Here is a 19,104-nt window from a genome sequence, read left to right on the forward strand (position 1 = left end):
GAAATGATATTACAACGCAAGTTTATGAAGTGGATTCTCACGATTGTGTTCGCCACGCTGGCCGTTTGCATGATTCTGCCGTTCTTATGGATGACTTCGTCGTCGTTCAAGCTGCAGTCACAAATGTTCCAGACGCCGATCGACTGGATTCCGAACACTTTCCATTTTGACAGCTATCTTGAAGTGTGGGCCGGGAAATACCCGTTCGGCCTGTATTATTGGAACTCGATCAAAATTACGGCCATTAGCGTGCTCGGCACGATCGCAACCAGCGCTTTGGCCGGCTTCGCCTTCGCCAAGCTAGATTTCAGGGGAAAAGAAGTAATGTTCCTTCTCTATCTGTCTACGATGATCATCCCGACGCAAATTTTGCTCGTGCCGCGATTTATTTTGTTCGACAAGCTGCATTTGGTGGACAGCCACTGGGCGATCATTTTGCCGGGCATGTTCTCCGTGCTTGGCACGTTTATCATGCGCCAGTTCTTCAGTACCTTGCCGAACGAAATCCTCGAAGCGGCCAAGGTGGACGGCGCCGGCGTGTTCCGTACCTTCTGGCAAGTGTCCCTGCCGCTGACCAAGCCGGCATTGGTCTCCCTGCTAATCCTCAGCTTCACCTGGCACTGGAATGAATACGAGGGGCCACTTATTTTCTTGAGAACAAACGAGCTATATACGTTGCCGTTGGCGCTTACGAACTTCGTGGACGAAAATACGACCAACTATACCGCAATTATGGCGGCTTCGGTATCAGCTTTGCTGCCGCTGATCCTCCTGGTGGCGTTCTTTCAACGCTGGTTTGTGGAGGGGATCGCCAGTTCGGCGGTCAAAGGCTGAATTCAGATGATTTACAAGACAGTCCAAGAAAGGGTGAAACTTATGCATCATATTTTGGAAGCTGATGTCGTCGTGGTCGGCGGCGGGCCTGCGGGCATCAACGCCGCTCTTGCGGCGGGGCGACAGGGCGTACGGACGGTGTTGGTCGAGCGATACGGATTTCTCGGCGGCATGTCCACCATTGCTCTCGTGTATCCGTGGATGACGTTCCATACAACGGAGGGCAAACAGGTGATCGCTGGTATCGCCCAGGAAATCGTCGAGCGGTTGACGGCGAAAGGGGCCTCGCCGGGCCATGTTCGCGACACCTGCGGGTTCGTACACACAGTGACGCCTTACCATCCGGAAATGTACAAACTGCTTGCTTTGGAGATGTTGCGGGAAGCCGGGGTGAAAGTCCTTGCCCACAGCTTCATGCATGAAGCTGTGACCGAAGCCGGAGCGGTCCGGGCCGTCAAGCTGGCCACCAAGTCCGGGCCGGTGGAACTGCGGGCCAAGCAGTTCGTCGATACGACGGGCGACGCCGACCTGGCGTACTTCGCTGGCGCTCCCGTCCGGCAGGGCCGGGAATCGGACGGCAAAACCCAGCCGATGACGATGAAGTTCCGCATGAAGGGCGTCGATCTACAGGTCGTCAAGCAGTACATGATCGAACATCCGGACGAATTCTACCGCAAGACGCCGTTCGATGAACTGGTGGGGCTTCCCTTGACGGCGGTGCAGGGCTTTTATAAGCACTGGAAGGAAGCCCGCCTGCCCATCAACCGCGATCAGGTGCTGTTCTTCACCGGGCCGGGCGAGGACGAGATCGTCGTGAATATGGTCCGCGTGCAAGGGCTGGACGGGACCGACGTAGAGCAACTGACCGAAGCTGAGGAGCTGGGACGCCAGCAAGTGCTGATGATCGCAGACTTCATGAAACGTTGTCTTCCGGGCTTCGCCAGAGCAGAAATCACTCAGGTGGGCACGCAGATCGGAGTCCGGGAGACGCGCCGGATCGTCGGGCGCTATGCGCTGGCGATGGAGGACGTGGTGCAAGGCCGCCGCTTCGAGGACGTGATCGCCCGTAGCGGTTATCCGATCGACATTCACGATCCGTCGGGCAAAGCTGTCCAAGCGGCCTGGATCAACGGTGACGGTGCCTACGACATTCCTTATCGTTGCTTGCTACCGCTGGACATCAATAATCTCCTGATCGCGGGCCGCTGTATCTCCACGACGCATGAAGCATTGGCAACGACCCGGCTGACGCCGAGCTGTATGGCGACTGGGCAAGCCGCAGGCACGGCCGCGGCGATGGCGGCGGCAAGGGACATTTCGCCGGCGGACGTGGACGTCCGGGCTCTTCAGGAGACGTTGGTGCAAAGCGGAGCGATTTTGTCCTAGCCTTGAGAACAAGAACCCGTCTCGGAAGCGGGAGAAGAGAGGAGAGAAGCACATGCGGTCAGGTCAGATCATCTATCCATTCGAACCCTGGACGGTAACGGAATCGTCGTTCGATACGGAGACGAATCAGCGGGATGAGACGGTGTTTGCCGTCGGCAACGGGTATATCGGGATTCGCGGCAACTTTGAGGAGGGATATGACGGCCCACCGGGAACGTCGCTGCACGGCACCTATTTGAACGGGTTTTACGACTCTTCCCCGATCGCATACCCGAAGGCGCGTCATTACGGCCATCCCCGGGTGCACCAAACGATGCTGAACGTCACGGACGGCAAACTTGTCGAGCTGTACGTGGACGGCGAGAAATTCAATTTGTTTTCCGAGCGGATCGGTGAATACAGCCGTAGGCTGGACATGCGGAAAGGGACGGTCATCCGGACTCAGGTCTGGGAGACGGCAACGGGCAAAAAACTGCGGATTCGAATCGAGCGGTTTGCCTCGTTTGCCCGCAAGCATTTGGCCGCGATCCGGTATGAAGTGACGCCGTTGAATTTCTCGGGGGAGATCCTGCTCGCGTCGTCGGTCGATGGGCGAGTGGCGAATCAGGCTGGGGGAGGCGACCCGCGAGCGGGTTCCGCCTTCAACGGGCAAGTGCTGCAAACGAAGGAAGCGTATGAGCATCGGACGTTCGGCGCTTTGCTCCAATTGACGAGCATGACGAATTTCGCTCTGCTCTGCGGCGTCGAACACGCCCTCAGCCACGCTTACGAGTTGGAAACGGCTGCGGGGGACCAGTGGATCGAGAAGCGTTTTCGCGTGCAGGCGGAGGAGAACGGCACCGTTGTCCTCGATAAATTCATCGCGTATTATACCTCTAGGGATAACCCGGAGGAGAAGCTGCTGCAGCTGGCCACGGATGAGCTGGAAGCCGCTCTTACGGCGGGCTATGCCGAGTTGGCGGCCGCGCAGCAGGCCTTTCTGGACGAATACTGGAAGTCTGCGGACATCTTGGTGCAAGGGGATGCCGAGCTGCAGCAGGCGTTGCGCTTTAACGCCTATCATCTGCTGCAGTCTGTCGGCCGGGACGGCCGGACCAACATCGGGGCGAAAGGAATCACGGGGGAAGGCTATGATGGCCATTATTTCTGGGATACCGAAACCTATATGCTCCCTTATTTTCTGTACGTTCAACCGGACATCGCCAAGCAGTTACTAAAATTCCGGCATTACATTCTCCCGAAGGCCAGGGAACGGGCACGGGAAATGGGCGAGGCCGGGGCGCTTTACGCCTGGCGGACGATCGGCGGGGAGGAAACTTCGGCGTATCCGTCCGCCAGCACGGCCCAAATCCATATCAACGCGGACATCTGCTACGCGTTGAAGAAGTACGTGGAAGCGACGGGAGACAAGCCCTTTTTGTATGAGGCGGGGGCGGATATCCTGTTCGAAACGTCGCGTTATTTCGCCGGCGCAGGGGCGTGGATCGAAGGCCGCGGTTTCTGTTTTACCGGCGTGACCGGGCCGGACGAATACACGACCGTCGTCGATAACAATGCCTACACGAACCTGATGATCAAGGATCAGCTCGAGTATGCGGCGCAGGTTGCGGCTGCTTTGCGGGAGGAGCGTCCGGAGCGCTGGGCGGCGCTTGTCGCCGCCATGGGGATTAGCGAGGAGGAGGTTGCCCGGTGGAGCGAAGCGGCGGCCGGCATTTACATTCATCGGCAGAACGGGCTGATCGGCCAGGACGATTCCTTCTTGAACAAGCCGGTATGGGACTTCACGGCGACGCCCGAAGAGAACTACCCGCTGATGATGCATTATCATAGCTTGCGGATCAACCGCCATCAGGTATTGAAGCAGGCCGACTTGGTCATGGCGATGTATACGCAAAGCCCGCGGTTTGCGACGTGGGAGAAGCAGCGGAACTATAACTACTACGAGCCGCTGACGACGCATGATTCCTCCCTATCCACCTGCATTCACGGGATCATCGGCGCCGAACTTGGTTATATGGACAAAGCTTACGGCTTCTTCCAGCAAACGGCCCGGGTCGATCTGGACGATTACCACCTCAACGTCAAAGACGGGATTCATACCGCCTCGATGGCCGGCAGCCGGTTGATGATCGTCGACGGGTTCGCCGGGATGCGGCAGGTGGATGGAGAACTGCAATTCGCGCCGGATATCCCTGCCCAATGGACGAGCTATGCGTTTAATTTGCGGTTTGCGGGCAGCATGCTGTCCGTTCAGGTCACGAAGGATCACACCGTCTACCGGCTGGCGGAAGGCGAACCGCTTACCATCCGCCATTTGGGCAACCGAGTCAAGATCGAAGGAGAAGTTACCCTGCCGAACCGGGCCCTGGAGGCAGTCATCTTCGATTTGGACGGCGTCTTGACCGATACGGCCGAATTCCATTACGAGGCCTGGCTGGAGTTGGCGAACGAACTCGGGATCCCCTTCGATAAGGCGTATAACGAAAACCTGAAAGGCGTCGACCGCCGAACCTCGCTCGAATTTCTGCTGCAACGTTCGGACCGCCGCTATTCGGAAGTCGAAAAAGAACGGTTCATGCAGCGCAAGAACGAACGATACCGGGAGTTGATCCACCGCATCCGTCCGGAGCATCTGCTGCCGGGTATCGGGGAGCTGCTGGAAGAGCTGAAGGCACGCGACATCCGCATGGCCGTTGCTTCGGCAAGCCGTAACGCTGCGGCCATCCTGGCCTCGCTGGGGATTACCGGCTACTTCGACGAGATCGTGGATGCCGGCATGCTGGAACGGGGCAAACCCGATCCGGAAATTTTCCTGCGGGCGGCCGAAGCGCTTGGCGTTCCCCCGAGAAATTGCCTCGGCATCGAGGATGCATCCTCCGGTGTGGAAGCGATCCGTTGCGCCAATATGGTGGCCATTGGCATCGGAGACCCCGGGACGTTAATCAACGCCCATCGAGTATTTTCTTCTACAAGGAAGCTGAACCTGGCCATATTGTCGGATTCGTACCATCTCGCTGCTAATTAACGTGACCGGCACCCCATTCGGGTGCCGGTTTTGTGCATAAAACCCGACACGCTGCGGCACCTTATAGGAAAATCATTGAAATCGAGGGAGATGTTTGTGGACCTTTCCGGCGAAAAGGGGCGGCAACACGCAGGTCGGTTAACCCTGACCCTGGCTCAAAAATCCAGCGATTTTCATGAATTCTCTCCCTTTGAGGACGATGAAGGGTTGATTCGAATCGCCTATTTTCGCTCCTTAGTGTCGGCGGAGAAAGTCACGCATTTCCTGCTGCCGGCGATTCAGAAGCATCGAGATCAACTCGTACGCCCGGATGATATACGAGGCTTGCTGCCGTTCGCCGAGGTAAACCAAACGGAACAGGAGCCGGAGGCCGTCGCGAAAATCATGGAGGGGTGCGTGCTCCTCCGGATGAGTTCGGCGGAAGGTACGTATATCCTGGCGAACCTGGATAACGGTCAATTGGGGCAGCGGCAGAACAACGATACCGAGAACGAGTTCAGCGTGGTTGGACCCAAGGCCGGATTCGTGGAGAACTTGGATACGAACCTGCATCTCTTACGGCAGAAGCTTCCAACCCCCGGGTTGATCATTGAAACGCTGACGGTCGGTTCGCGTTCGAAGACGAAAATCGCCGTCGTATATCTGGAGGACGTCACCAATCCGGAGTACGTCCATGCGGTGAAGCAACGTCTCCAAGATTTTGATTTCGAGGTGTTGTACGATACCTCCCAACTGGAAGAGATCCTCGCGGATAATTCGAACACGTTGTTTCCGTTGTTCTTGTCTTCCGAACGGATCGACCGAATCACGTATGCGATTACCTCCGGGCAGGTCGCTGTTTTTTCCAACGGTTCTCCTTACGCAATGGCGGCCCCAGCCAACTTTCTGGGGTTTTTCGTGTCGCCGGAGGATTATTATTTACCTTGGGTATTGGGATCCTTCTTTCGCTTTATTCGCCTGCTGAGCGTGATGTTCTCCATCTTTGCCACCCCGATTTACGTGGCGGTCATGACATTTCATTACGAGGTGATCCCTGAAAGCATGTTGGGGCCGCTGATTGAGTCGCGTATTCATGTTCCGTTTCCGCCGGTGGTGGAGGTGATCTTTCTGGAGATTACGATCGATCTGCTCCGGGAAGCGGGAGCGCGCCTGCCCTCCAAAATCGGACAGACCCTCGGGATCGTCGGCGGGATTGTAATCGGCGAAGCTTCGGTACAAGCGGCGTTGACCAGTAATATTTTGCTGATTATCGTTGCCCTTTCCGCATTGGCGTCTTTTACAACTCCGATTTTTAAGATGGCCAATACGATTCGGCTGTTGCGCTTCCCTTTTGTCTTGTTGGCAGCTTTCTTGGGAGGGTTTGGCATCACGGCGGGTTTTCTTGTACTGATGGGTCATTTGATCCGTCTTAAGTCGCTGGGAATTCCTTATCTCGTACCGCTTTATCCGTTCCGGAAGGGGAACCTGGACGACAGCGTCATTCGGGCCTCCTACCAGTACATGGCCCATCGCAGCTTATTCCTTCGTCCCTTGTCGGCGTTTCGTTACCGTCCTCGTTCCCGGAAAGAGGATAACGATGTTGAGTAAGCCGCTGCGTCATCAAATGCCTGTCGTTTTGGGTCTCCTCGTACTGGTGTTGATCCTGGCTGGCTGCAGCCAAAACCGGATCGTTGACAATATCAAAATCCTGTCCGTACTTGGGGTAAACCGGGACAAGGAGGAGTACCAGGCGGTCGGATTGTACGTGGACCATTTGCGTGGTGACAAGATCATGCCCCTTCAGGGAAAAGGCGAAAATATGGAGCTATTGCTCAGCGAGATGAACATGCAGTCGCCCCATCCTATCCATTTGGGGAAACTGCGGCTGCTGGTGTTTGATCGGCGAATGGCGGAACAAGGGGTGGCCCATTTCATTCACACCTTTTGCCGGAATCCGCTGATCAGTACGAGTATGATTGTGGCGGTATCGGAGCAACCGCCGGAACGGTTATTCCGGAATCTGGAAGGCGAACACCGGGAGGCGCTGCCCTATTATTTGATCGAACAGAACATCACGTCCGATAACGTGCCGCTGAATAACCTGCAGATCTTCCTGTTCAATTATTACGGAGAGGGAAGAGATCCGTTTGCCCCTTATTTGAGTGAGAATCACGACGGCAAAATCGAACTAGCGGGTCTTGGTATCTTTCATGATGACCGCCTCAAATTGGTGCTTGGCGCCAAGGAGACGCTGCTTCTCAAAATGTTGAAAGGAAGAGGGACAGGTGGGATTCTTCCTGTCACTGTTTCCGCAGAACCGGGATATCGGACGGCGGCCTTTAACGTGTTCAAGGGGAGGCCGTTGTTAAGATTGTCCCGGGATGCCGGTGCGACGAAATTGACGATCCACTTGCGTCTAGAAGGGATGTTGAAGGAACCGCCAAGCGGCGTGAACATGCGGGACCTGGTGGTTTACAGGGAGATCGTGTCCATGCTGGAGCGGCAAATCGATTTAGGCGAGACGAGGCTGCTGAACAAGCTGCGGGACCAGGGGGTCGATCCGCTTGGCGTCGGCGACTTCGTCCGGGCGCATCGCCGATCGTGGGATGAGGAGGCTTTTTATAAGAGGGAATACCCGAATATGCGCTTTGAACTTCATACCCAAATCACCCTGAAAGAATCGGGCATCGGAAATTAGAAGAAGGTGGGGAGTCGGATGAGCGGTACCGTCAAGGAAAGCAACCAAGTCTCGGGTTACCTCGTCTGGTTCCTCATTCATGGTGTCCAGACGGGGATAGGCATGTTGAATTTTCAGCAAAAGATCGTAGACGGCGCGGAGCAGGATGCCTGGGTATCCGTCTTGTTTGTCGGCGCTTGCATGCATTTGTTGATTTGGATGCTATTCCGCTTGATGCGGATGGCCGAAGAAGGAGATATCTTCTCTCTTCACCGCCAACTGTTTGGTCCTATCGTCGGGAACGGTTTATCCGGGATCCTGTTCTTCTATTGCGTCTTGATCTGCACGGGGCAGATCCGTCCCTATGGGGAAATTATTCATGTGTGGGTGTTCCCCGATGCGCCGCTTTGGCAAATTTCGATCATCCTATTAGCGGTGGCCGGGTATATCGTATCCGGAGGGTTTCGCGTCGTCGCCGGAATCTGTCTGCTCTGTGTCGTGATCCCCAGTCTGGTCCTGCCGTCGTTGTACTTCCCTCTGAAAATTGCCCACTGGCTCAATTTCTTTCCCCTTTGGAACCATGGTCTAGGCGATTATGCCAAATCGGCGGTCCAATCCATTTACATCTTTCTGGGGCCCGAGTTCCTGTTGTTCTATTATCCGTTTATCAAAAATAACGCCAAAGCGCAGAGATGGGCTCATCTCGCGGTTGCTCACACTACCCTGCTCTACATGACGATCCTTGTGACCACGCTCAGTTATTTCAATATCCGGCAATTGAAGCACACGCTCTGGCCGACCTTGATTCTCTCGAAAATCATTCGTTTCGCTTTCCTGGAGCGCTTTGACTATATCTATATCTTCAACTGGCTGCTCGTTATTTTTCCCATCTGTTGTATGTCGATCTGGGCGGCGGTGCGTATTTTGACCCGGACGCTGAAAATCTCGAGGAAATGGGCATTAGGGACGACCACATTTGTCATTATCGGAATGGTGCTCTCGATGCGGACTCCCGTGAGTATTGAGCGGATGGAGCATGTCATCTCGTTGGTTGGCGGCGCCTTCACCTTTGGTTATCTTCCGCTGCTGTTCCTCGTTGCTCTTGGGCGAGAAGCATTGAAACGCAGACGCTCGGCCCGAAGTAGTTGACGACGGGCGGTGCGTATTTTTTTATTGCAATATACAGTCAAACTATATATAGTGTAACTATACAGTTGTACGATATATCGAGCGTACGTAGAGGGAGGGACGAAACCGATGAGCAGGGACAACAAGCACTTGCCCCTAACGGAAACGGTGTACTATATTTTACTCGCGTTGGCGGAACCGGCGCATGGTTACTTGATTATGCAGAAGGTGGAGGAGCTCAGCCGCGGGCAGGTACGGATGGCGGCCGGCACCTTGTACGGGGCAATCGACAATCTGGTGAAGCTGAAGTGGATTGAACCTGTGGCCACGGCGGACAGCCGCCGTAAGGTATATGCGATCACGGGCCAAGGCCGAGAGATTTTATGGCTGGATTACGAGCGAATGAACCATATGAGGAACGTCACGAAGGAAATCATGTCTTGGGAATAAGGGGGACAATGACATGCAACAATTTAAATTTTTCATCGATTTTGAAAAAGAGGAGCAATGGCTGAACGAGATGGCCAAACGGGGATTCGCATTGGCGGGGAAGTCGATCGCCTATACCTTTGAACGGACCGAACCGGAGGATGCGGTGATCAAAATCGATTTCCGCCCATTTAGAAGCCGGGCTGATTTCGAGGACTATTTGGCCTTGTTTGAGGACAGCGGCTGGAAGCATGTGGCTGGCAGCAAATCGTCCGGGTCGCAGTATTTCCGCAAGATGGACGAGACCGCAGGCGATGATATTTTCTCGGACGCCGATTCCCGGGCGGGGCGTTACCAACGCTTGTCCCAGATGTGGTTTTCGCTCGCCTGCTGCTATATCCCGATTTTTGCGGCGATGGTCTCAACGGGACTGGTGGATGCCACAGCGTTCACCAATCCGAAGGCATTGTATTATACCCCGGGCCTATGGGAGAAAGCGGGCGCTGCATTCTGGGAGGCGTTTCTGTTCGAAACACCGTTCGCGTTGGGACGTGGGTTCGCTTGGTTGTTGTTCCCGCTGCTGATCGGGCTTTATCTGATCTTCTCGGCCCTGGCTAAAAGTCGGTACCGGCAGGTGAAATCGTAAAAAAAATACCTGCAAAAGTGCAGGTTATTGAAGAGAAACACGATAAACAAAAGAAATACCTGCAAAAGTGCAGGTATTTCTTCGGATTATTCCGGATTGGGCCATCTCTGGCCAAATTAACTGTATTTTCGCAGTTATTTGTGCTTGAGGGTCGTTTCGCAGAACAATAACTGCATTTTTGCAGGAATTCACATGCAGGTGCATCTTCCCGCGTATCCGACCCACCCACCGCAGTGGTCGTCCCCTTTTAGGCTTTGAACCCGCCGGTTAAATGCTTCTCCGTCAGGATGGCCAGCATTTGAATGCCGACTTCGTTATGCCCGCCTTCGGGGATAATGAGGTCGGCGTATTTTTTGGAAGGCTCGATAAACGCTTCATGCATCGGCTTCACCGTTGCGAGATATTGTTGATGGATCGAATGGATCGAGCGTCCGCGTTCTTCCATGTCACGCAACACGCGACGGAGGATGCGTACGTCAGAATCGGTGTCCACGAACACCTTGATGTCGAGCATCTCTCGCAGTTTCTCATCGTACAGGACAAACAAGCCTTCCACGATGATGATGTTGTTCGGCAGCAGCTTGACCGTCTTCTCGGAACGGGTATGGATCGTGAAATCGTACACCGGCGCATAGGCGGCTTGTCCGTTCTTGAGTTGGGCAAGGTGCTCCACCATCAGCTCGTTGTCGAAGGCGAAGGGATGGTCGTAGTTCGTCTTCTCCCGTTCGGCCATGCTAAGCTGAGACTGGTCCTTATAGTAGTTGTCCTGCGAGATGAACGTCACTTTATCCGTGTCCAGCTGGCCGATAACCGAGCGGGCGACCGTCGTTTTTCCGGACCCGGTGCCGCCGGCGATACCTATGATTAACATGAAATTAAATACCCTCCTAGAAATACATCCCTCTAAACGTTCCCGTTTAACATTTCAGTATTGTAGCATAGCCCGGGCATTTTTTCATCTTGATAAGGCTTAAATGGGATCCTACATAATATGGCAAATTTGTGGCGGGATATCGAAGAACTCAAATTTTGAATTGAGATAATTTCTCCAACAGCTCCTGGACCATGTTGCTCAGCGCTTCGCTGGAAGCGGAGATCTCCTCCATGGAGGCGAGCTGCTCTTCGGAAGCCGCGGCAACGCTTTGCGACTCTGAGGACGATTCCGATGCGATGTCGGCTAAACGGATCACGCTGTCGGAGACTTGCTCCGTACTTGCGGTCATCTGCTCGGCCGTGGCGGACACCTCTTGCAACTGGTCGTTGACGTTGCTGATTTCCGCGAGAACGAGCGACAGCATGGCGTTGCTGTCGGATACGCTCCTTACGCCCCGTTCGACCTGCTCGCTGCCTTTGGCCATGGAATCTGCCGCTGCGCTGGTATCGGTGCGTACTTGTTCCACCAGCTCCGTAACCTGCTCTGCAGCTTGTTTGGTCTGATCCGCCAGCTTGCGAATTTCTCCGGCAACGACGGCAAAACCGCGTCCATGCTCGCCGACTCGGGAAGCTTCGATCGCCGCATTCAGCGCGAGCAGGTTCGTTTGCGTGCTGATATTCGCGATGAGCTCGATCATGCCGCCGATCGCCGTGGACCGCTCTTCCAAGCGAACGATGGAGGAGGCGGTTGCTTCGGTCGCCGCTTGTAGTTCTTTCATATCGGACACCGCCCGTTCCAGTTGGACGCTGCTTTCCTTCGTTTTCGACGTCACTTCGCTTGCGGAAACGGAGATCGCGGAGGAAGAGTCGGCGATGCGTCGTACGCCCATGGACATTTCGGATACGGCCTGAGACGAATCGGAAGCATAGCCGTTTTGCTCCTGTGCCCCCTCGGCGACACGGTTGATCGATGTGGCTATGGTCTCGGCAGCCTTGCCGGTTTGTTCGGCACTGGCGGTCAATTGCTGGGACGTCGCCCCGACGGCCATGGATAAGTCGGCGACCAGTTGGAACATGTCACGCAGCTTCTCGGTCATTTCATTGAAATGACCGGCCATTTTTCCAAACTCGTCGCCGCTGCGAACCTGCAGTTTCTGCGTGAGATCGCCTTCTGCCATGAGTTGCAGCTTCCCCGTCAAGAGGCGTAACGGCACGATAACCATTCGCCAAACCAGCAACGCGAGAATGGCCGCAAGCACAACTAGCGCCCCTACGGACATCGCGATCGAAGTTGTTTTGGCCTGCGTGAATTCTTTCAGAATGACATCCTTATCCACGGCCGTCTGCGTATACCACACTTGATCGCTCCCCGGCATGGTTACTGGTTCGAATGACCGAAGTACCTCTCGGCCCGCGGAGTTCAGGGTGTAGCCTTTGAGGGTTGCCCCGCTTTTCACCTGCTGCCACAGCGCTTCTTTTTCCGGATTATCGCCGTAAGGTTGAAGGACCGATTCGGGGTCATGCGGGTTGGCTGCATAAACACCGCTTTCCGTCACCAAAGCGACATAACCGCCAAGCGGGGTGTATTGTTCCGCCGCCGTTTGCAAGTAATCCATCAACACGTCCACTTTGATGACGCCGAGAAAATCTCCCGACGCATCGAGAATCGGATAGGCTGCCGTCATCATTTGGACCGGATGCCCTCCGATCTCATTGGTATAAGGTTCGAGGTAAGCCGTCTTCCCGGTTGATTTCGTGATTTGGTATTCCTCATGTTCGTTGGGGGATCCGTAGTCCGCCAAAGGAGCCAGCTTCGCTTGATCCCCTTCCTTATAGAGGTAAGGGAGAAACCGACCTTTCTCATCGTTATATGCGGCCTGATTCACGTTCTTTGTATCAGCGCCGTCAAAGGCATTGGGCTCCCACAACATGCCGATTCCATATACTTCGGGATGGCTTAACAGCTCCTTTTGCAATAAGGAAATAGCTTCCTCCCGGGACAAATCGCCTTGCTTACCGGTTTCGACCAACATCTTGGCCAGGCTGTCCGAGGAAGCCTTGAGTCCGATGAAAGTTCTTTCGAAATCCGCTTCGTATTGTTTGCCGGCTAACTCCGCTTCTAATTCGCCCTTGGCCATGCTGGTCTTCATCGACTGGTTTAAATTGACGAGTAACAGGAGGGATAAAGAAATGATAACGACCAAGCCAGCGGTCGTCATAAATTTGACTGCTAATGACAGTTTACGGAACATTTTATTCAATCTCTCCAATCTAAGGTGTTTCTACAAATATCGACAAAATTCGCTGTGATTTGAATAGGCTGACCCAAGTTCTAAATATACAGAAGATTGCATCATAATTTCCCGTGGATGTGGTTTACAATAATGGTAAGTCATTGCCTGTCAAATTTGAGTAAAGAGGTGCTGCTGCATGTGGCATACCAAAACCCGGGAAGCTGTCCTGCAAGAGCTGCAAGTGGATAAGGCTGCCGGACTTTCCACGGGAGAAGCCGGAAAGCGGCTGTCTACGTATGGACCGAACCAAATTAAAGGGAAGCCGAAACCTAGCTTATGGTCGCTGTTTTTCGCCCAACTCAAGGATATGTTGATTTACGTGCTGCTCGGTGCCGCCGTCGTTACGCTCATCGTCGGGGAGTACATGGATGCCGTCATCATTTTGGCCGTTGTCCTGTTGAATGCGATCATCGGCGTCATCCAGGAGCAGAAAGCAGAGAAAGCGATCGAGGCGCTGCAGCAAATGACCACCCCCAAAACGCTGGTGCGGCGCGATAGCGAGGTGAAGGAGATTGATTCCGGAGAGATCGTTCCCGGAGATATCGTCATTTTGGATGCCGGGCGGTTCATCCCGGCCGACTTGCGTCTGTTTGAGAGTGCTAACCTGCAAATCGAGGAATCTGCGCTGACCGGAGAGTCCGTGCCCTCAGACAAAAACGCCGAAGACCTGCACGAAGAAGCTCAGACCCCAATTGGGGACCAGAGCAACATGGCGTTCATGTCGACGCTCGTGACCTACGGGCGTGGTGAAGGGGTCGTCGTTGGAACGGCCATGAACACCGAAATGGGCAAAATCGCCAAAATATTGGACGAAGACACGCATGAGCTGACCCCGCTGCAAAAAAAGCTTGAAGAGCTCGGCAAAATGCTCGGCTATATCGCCATCGGAATTTGCGTCGTGATCTTCGTGATCGGTCTGATTCAAGGGCGTGATCTGTTTGAGCTGTTCCTGACCGCGATCAGTCTTGCAGTAGCGGCCATTCCGGAAGGGCTACCGGCCATCGTGGCCATCGTATTGGCGCTTGGCGTGACCCGCATGTCCCGCATCAACGCGATCGTCAAGAAGCTGCCGGCCGTCGAGACGCTTGGTTCGGTCAACATTATCTGTTCCGATAAGACCGGAACCCTGACCCAGAACAAAATGACGGTTGTGAAGCATTTTACCGCGCAGCCGCTGGGGGATGAGGCGCCGATCGAAATGATCAAGACGTTTGTGCTTTGCTCCGATGCGACCTACGAGAACGGTCAGGGCACCGGCGACCCAACCGAGATCGCCCTAGTCGCTTACGGCGAGCAGCAGGATATTTCGAAGAAGTCGCTGGAAGCCGAATACAAGCGGGTGTCCGAGAAGCCGTTCGATTCCGACCGCAAGCTGATGTCCACGCTGAACCAGACGCGGGAGGGATACCGTGTTCATACCAAAGGGGCGATCGATCAACTGCTGCGAATATCGAACTCCGCCGTGGTTAACGGGAAGGCCGTACCGTTGACCGAGGAGCTGAAGCAGCGCTACATAGAGGCGGCAGAGGCGATGTCGGACGATGCGCTCCGGGTGCTGGGGGCCGCCTATAAGGATGCGGACCGTATCCTGTCCCCGGAGGAAATGGAGCAGGATCTAACGATCCTTGGCTTCGTCGGTATGATCGATCCGCCGCGGACGGAGGTGAAGGACTCGATCCGCGAAGCGAAAGCGGCGGGGATTACGCCGGTCATGATTACAGGCGACCATCGGAACACCGCGGTAGCGATCGCTAAACAGCTGGAAATCGCCAGCTCCCTGGAGCAAAGTATGACCGGGGCGGAAATCGACGAGCTTTCGGACGAGGCGTTTGCCGAGAAAATCAACAACATCCGCGTATTCGCCCGCGTCTCGCCGGAGCATAAGGTGAAGATCGTCAAAGCCTTCAAGGCGAAGGGCAACATCGTTTCCATGACCGGGGACGGCGTCAATGACGCGCCTTCGCTTAAGACGGCGGACATCGGCGTGGCGATGGGGATTACCGGCACCGACGTATCGAAGGGCGCCAGCGATATGATTTTGACGGACGACAATTTTACGACGATCGTCCAGGCAATCCGGGAAGGGCGGAACATCTACGCCAATATCCGCAAGACCGTGACGTTCCTGCTGGCCTGCAATTTTGGCGAGATCGTGGCGATCCTCGCTTCGATTCTGTTCTTTTGGCCGCTGCCGCTCCTGGCGACTCAGATTCTCTGGATTAACCTGGTCACCGACACGCTTCCAGCGATTGCGCTGGGGGTTGACCCCGGCGAGAAGGACGTGATGAAACGCAAGCCGCGCAACCCGAAGGAGAGCTTCTTTGCCGGGGGGGCGGCCATGCAGGCGGTCTTGGGCGGGTTGTTGATCGGGGCGCTGACGTTGGTTGCTTTTTACGTGGGGCTTCGCGAGCATGGATACGGTTTACGCTCCGCGGATATTCCCGAAGAGGTGATGACCTATGCGCGGACGATGGCGTTCGTCGTGCTGGCGGCATCGCAGTTGTTTTATTCGTTTGCCAAGCGCAGTGCGACCAAATCGATTTTTGCCATCGGTTTGTTCTCCAACCTGATCCTCGTCGGAGCGGTCGTTGCCGGATTGCTGCTGCAGTTTCTTTCGATCTCCATCCCGTTTCTGGCTGCGGCGTTTAAGGTGGAAAATCTCAGCTTGGCCGATTGGGGGCTCGTCATCCTGCTGGCGCTGATTCCGTTGCTGCTAAATGAGATCGTCAAGATATTCATGCGGGCCGGGAAGGCGAAAGAGGCGGCGTAAGCCATAAATATGAGAATTTTGATAGAACAGAGGAGAATTTTGAATTCCCCTCCTACCATGGTTTGGTAGATGATACAAGTGAATATACAGAAGGAGCATAGGCCGCAGATGACAAGTCTGGCGGCCCTTGTTCGTTAAAGCAAACCAAGGGGGGACAAGGGATGAAGGATAAGGGGAATTCTCCTATGAATCGAAACGGGAGGCTGGCGTTCTCGCTGGGACGGAAGCTGACGGCGGCTTTTATTACAGTATCGCTGCTGGTTGGAGTCATTGCCGGAGTCGCTTACGTATTCTTGAACCGGCTGGACCATAACTATTCCGAATTGCTTCGGCAAAATACGGCGGCTCTGGATCAAGTGGCTAAGTTGGAGATCGAGACGCAGCGTCAAAACAGCCTCCTGTTCGGGTATATCGTAGAGCCGTCGCCTGAGAAGGAGCAAGCGCTGACGGAGGTAAATAAGCAGCTGAGCGCGTTGATCGATGAAATCGTAAGCGCTTCCGCGAGTGAGGAGCAGGGGGCGGTTGCTACCTCGTTGTCGGGGTCCAACGCTACGTTTGCCCGACTGCTGGTGAAGGTCCGGGATTACGTCCAATCGGGCAAGCCGGATTTGGCGAAAGCGGAAGCTCTGATGTGGGCGATCCCGACGTCGGATACGATGATTCAGGGGGCGGGTGATCTGCGGATGCTGCAGGAGAACCAACTCCAGGATAAATTAAGGGAGTTCCAGAGGGAATCGACGTTGACGATGTGGATACTGGCGCTGTGCGGTACCGTAGCCATCTTGTTCGCGATCTTGACCGGCGTGATGTTGTCCCGGCAGATCGTAAAACCGATGCGGGTGATGGTGAGTGGCGCGCGTGAACTAGCGGAAGGCAATTTGACCCTTACGGAGACGGTCGTGAGAAACCGCGACGAAATTGGCGAACTGGCGGCTGCATTTAACCACATGAGACGCAGTTGGCAGGACATGATCGGCAATTTGGGACGGCATGCTGGCCGAGTCGCCGATTCTGCCGATCAGTTGCGAAGCCAGTCGGAGCAGTTCCGTGCCTCCTCCGGGGAGATTTCGGGAATTATGGGCCAAATCTCGGCCGGGAGCGAGGAGCAGGTGCAAAGCGTGGAGCTTGGCGTGGCCCAAGTGACGAATGTGGCTGCCGGAGCTCGGGAAATGGCCGAACTGGCGGATGATGCCCGTCAACAATCGGCGGCTGCCGTGAATGAAACTCGGGCCGGCGAGGAGATCGTTGCTTCGGCAGCGGCTCAAATGGCTACGATTCGGCGGCAGATGGACGAGCTGCGCGCGTTCATCGAGCGCCTTGGCGTCCGCTCCGGCCAAATCGCGGAAGCGGCCGAGCTGATTGCCGGCATCGCCAAACAGACGCAGATGCTGTCGCTGAACGCCTCGATAGAAGCCGCGCGAGCCGGGGAAGCCGGCAAAGGGTTTGCCGTAGTCGCCGGTGAGGTGCGGAAGCTGTCGGCGGAGACGGGGGCAGCGGCGGCGGACGTGGCCGAGATGGTCGAAGGTGTGCGTAGTGAGATGGAGATGGTGATCGAAGCGGCGCAAGCCGGGTCGCACGAGATTGCTGCCGGTATTGTCACGGTCCAACAGGCCGGCGAGGTGTTTACCAGCATCCGGCAGGCCGTCGAGCAGGTGGCTGGCGGGATCGGCCGGGTGGCCGGTCAGGTAGAGCAGTTGTCTTCCCAATCGGAGGCTGTGGTTCAAGCGATTACCACGATCGATCGGGTGGCGCAGCAGACGGCCGGCGGCTCGCGCGAGGTATATGCGCATACGGAGGAGCAATATGCCGGGGTACAGGAAATGATGGCTTCCATGGAAGGACTCAGTCAGTTGTCCGAGGAATTGCAGGCGCTGATCGGAAAATTTAAAGTATAAGCGATATCCAGGTCCCGACGGACAACAGTAATGACGTGATCAGCATCGCGATCAGAGGCCGAAGCGCTTTGGATCGGAGCTCGCGCAGGTTGACGTTCAGTCCCAGACCCACCATGGCCATCGTCAGGAGAAATCCGGTCAGAGTGGAGATATCGCCAAGAAAAGCATCCTTCACAGGGATCCAGGTACCCAACGCATAGGTGCCAATCACGCTGGCCGAGATGAAACCCAGCAAGAACCAGGGGAACGGGATGGCGGCCTTCGGTTTAAGTCCGAATCCGGCAGCCGTTTCTGCTGCGCTTGGGTTCAGCGACAATGTCCCAGCGGTACGCTTCATGCCATACATCAGCAGGAAGCTAAGCGGAATGAGCAGAAATACACGGCCCAATTTGGCTAATATAGCGACGGCCAGAGCGTTTGGCCCGGCCGGCTCAGCGGCTAACACCACATGGGCGATCTCGTGAAGGCTGACACCGCTCCAAACTCCATATTGAAGCTCGGACATCGGAAGCAACGGTCGAAGTAGCGTATATCCCAAGGAGAATAGCGTGCCGACGAAAGCCACCAATCCTGCACTGATGGCGGTATCGTCTTCCTTGGCTTTGAGAATCGGTGAAACGGCGGCGATCGCTGCCGCTCCGCACACCCCGGTGCCGATCCCCAGCAGCAAGGAGAGGGAGAGATCCGCCTTTAGCCATTTGCCGATCAGCAGAGTGGCGATCATGCTAAAGGCGATGGTTGCGGCATCTCGAGCCAGAAGAGGCAGGCCTTGTTGCAACACGACGTCCAGGTTCAGTTTCAGCCCAAACAAAACGATTGCTGAACGGAGCAGCTGCTGGGAAGCAAACCGGATGCCTGGACGCAAGGATTCCGGGTATCCGACGAATTGCCGGTAGAGGACGGCTAGCAAGATCGAACAACCAAGCTGTCCGATCCGGTTGAAGCCGGGTAGTTGAGCAAGTCCAAAGCCAAGCATGGCGATCACAAGCGTAAAGCCGATGCCTCCGAACAGGAGCTCGGCTTTTTTTGCGGTTTCGGGTGTTGTCGGCAAGACTGTTTTAGAGGGTAATAAGGAAGTTGACATGTGATTTCACCTCCGTTGATTTGCCCTTTTAGCTTAAATCCGCTTTAATAATAAGTAAAATAAATCATATATATTATTATGATA

The 19,104-nt window shown here is 55.2% G+C and carries 13 protein-coding genes; 10 read left to right on the plus strand and 3 right to left on the minus strand.

Annotated elements, in window-relative coordinates; all coding sequences use genetic code 11:
* Positions 1 to 3: 3 nt before the first annotated feature.
* The 8 genes from MKZ15_RS01865 to MKZ15_RS01900 all read left to right on the plus strand — a co-directional run bounded on the left by MKZ15_RS01865 (position 4) and on the right by MKZ15_RS01900 (position 10,104).
* On the plus strand, positions 4 to 834 hold the full coding sequence (locus MKZ15_RS01865; RefSeq protein WP_339819388.1) for a carbohydrate ABC transporter permease: 831 nt from the start codon (positions 4 to 6) through the stop codon (positions 832 to 834).
* A 6-nt stretch (positions 835 to 840) separates the two neighbouring features.
* Positions 841 to 2,220: an FAD-dependent oxidoreductase gene (locus MKZ15_RS01870; RefSeq protein ID WP_339819390.1), complete on the plus strand. Its 1,380-nt coding sequence runs from the start codon at positions 841 to 843 to the stop codon at positions 2,218 to 2,220.
* Positions 2,221 to 2,272: 52 nt separating this feature from the next.
* Positions 2,273 to 5,245, plus strand: a complete 2,973-nt coding sequence (gene pgmB, locus MKZ15_RS01875; protein WP_339819393.1) for a beta-phosphoglucomutase — start codon at positions 2,273 to 2,275, stop codon at positions 5,243 to 5,245.
* A gap of 90 nt (positions 5,246 to 5,335) precedes the next feature.
* On the plus strand, positions 5,336 to 6,832 hold the full coding sequence (locus tag MKZ15_RS01880) for a spore germination protein (RefSeq protein ID WP_155606860.1): 1,497 nt from the start codon (positions 5,336 to 5,338) through the stop codon (positions 6,830 to 6,832).
* A complete protein-coding gene (locus MKZ15_RS01885; protein ID WP_339819396.1) occupies positions 6,822 to 7,922 on the plus strand; it encodes a Ger(x)C family spore germination protein in 1,101 nt (366 codons plus the stop codon). Before MKZ15_RS01880 ends, MKZ15_RS01885 begins: the two co-directional genes overlap by 11 nt.
* An 18-nt stretch (positions 7,923 to 7,940) precedes the next feature.
* Positions 7,941 to 9,050 (plus strand): GerAB/ArcD/ProY family transporter, encoded by a 1,110-nt coding sequence (locus tag MKZ15_RS01890; RefSeq protein ID WP_339819399.1) that lies wholly within the window; start codon positions 7,941 to 7,943, stop codon positions 9,048 to 9,050.
* 108 nt (positions 9,051 to 9,158) lie between these two features.
* Positions 9,159 to 9,479 (plus strand): helix-turn-helix transcriptional regulator, encoded by a 321-nt coding sequence (locus MKZ15_RS01895; RefSeq protein ID WP_155606857.1) that lies wholly within the window; start codon positions 9,159 to 9,161, stop codon positions 9,477 to 9,479.
* 13 nt (positions 9,480 to 9,492) lie between these two features.
* Positions 9,493 to 10,104 carry a DUF2812 domain-containing protein gene (locus MKZ15_RS01900; protein WP_339819402.1) on the plus strand — a complete coding sequence of 204 codons (612 nt, stop codon included), beginning with the start codon at positions 9,493 to 9,495 and terminating at the stop codon, positions 10,102 to 10,104.
* A gap of 247 nt (positions 10,105 to 10,351) precedes the next feature.
* Here MKZ15_RS01900 and udk read toward each other — a convergent pair whose 3' ends face one another.
* Positions 10,352 to 10,975: a uridine kinase gene (udk, locus tag MKZ15_RS01905; RefSeq protein WP_213623149.1), complete on the minus strand. Its 624-nt coding sequence runs from the start codon at positions 10,973 to 10,975 to the stop codon at positions 10,352 to 10,354.
* A gap of 151 nt (positions 10,976 to 11,126) precedes the next feature.
* Positions 11,127 to 13,229 carry a methyl-accepting chemotaxis protein gene (locus tag MKZ15_RS01910; protein ID WP_339819404.1) on the minus strand — a complete coding sequence of 701 codons (2,103 nt, stop codon included), beginning with the start codon at positions 13,227 to 13,229 and terminating at the stop codon, positions 11,127 to 11,129.
* A 178-nt stretch (positions 13,230 to 13,407) separates the two neighbouring features.
* Here MKZ15_RS01910 and MKZ15_RS01915 point away from each other — a divergent pair, with 178 nt between their 5' ends.
* Both MKZ15_RS01915 and MKZ15_RS01920 read left to right on the plus strand, forming a co-directional pair.
* Positions 13,408 to 16,041, plus strand: coding sequence for a cation-translocating P-type ATPase (locus MKZ15_RS01915; RefSeq protein ID WP_339819407.1), 2,634 nt, complete (start codon positions 13,408 to 13,410; stop codon positions 16,039 to 16,041).
* 185 nt (positions 16,042 to 16,226) lie between these two features.
* A complete protein-coding gene (locus MKZ15_RS01920) occupies positions 16,227 to 17,936 on the plus strand; it encodes a methyl-accepting chemotaxis protein (protein WP_339819410.1) in 1,710 nt (569 codons plus the stop codon).
* Here MKZ15_RS01920 and MKZ15_RS01925 read toward each other — a convergent pair.
* Positions 17,926 to 19,020 (minus strand): putative sulfate exporter family transporter, encoded by a 1,095-nt coding sequence (locus tag MKZ15_RS01925; protein ID WP_339819413.1) that lies wholly within the window; start codon positions 19,018 to 19,020, stop codon positions 17,926 to 17,928. The two genes, MKZ15_RS01920 and MKZ15_RS01925, sit on opposite strands and share 11 nt — an antisense overlap.
* Positions 19,021 to 19,104 lie beyond the last annotated feature (84 nt).

Source organism: Paenibacillus sp. FSL R7-0216 (assembly GCF_037969915.1).
GTDB classification, from domain to species: Bacteria; Bacillota; Bacilli; order Paenibacillales; family Paenibacillaceae; genus Fontibacillus; species Fontibacillus rhizolycopersici.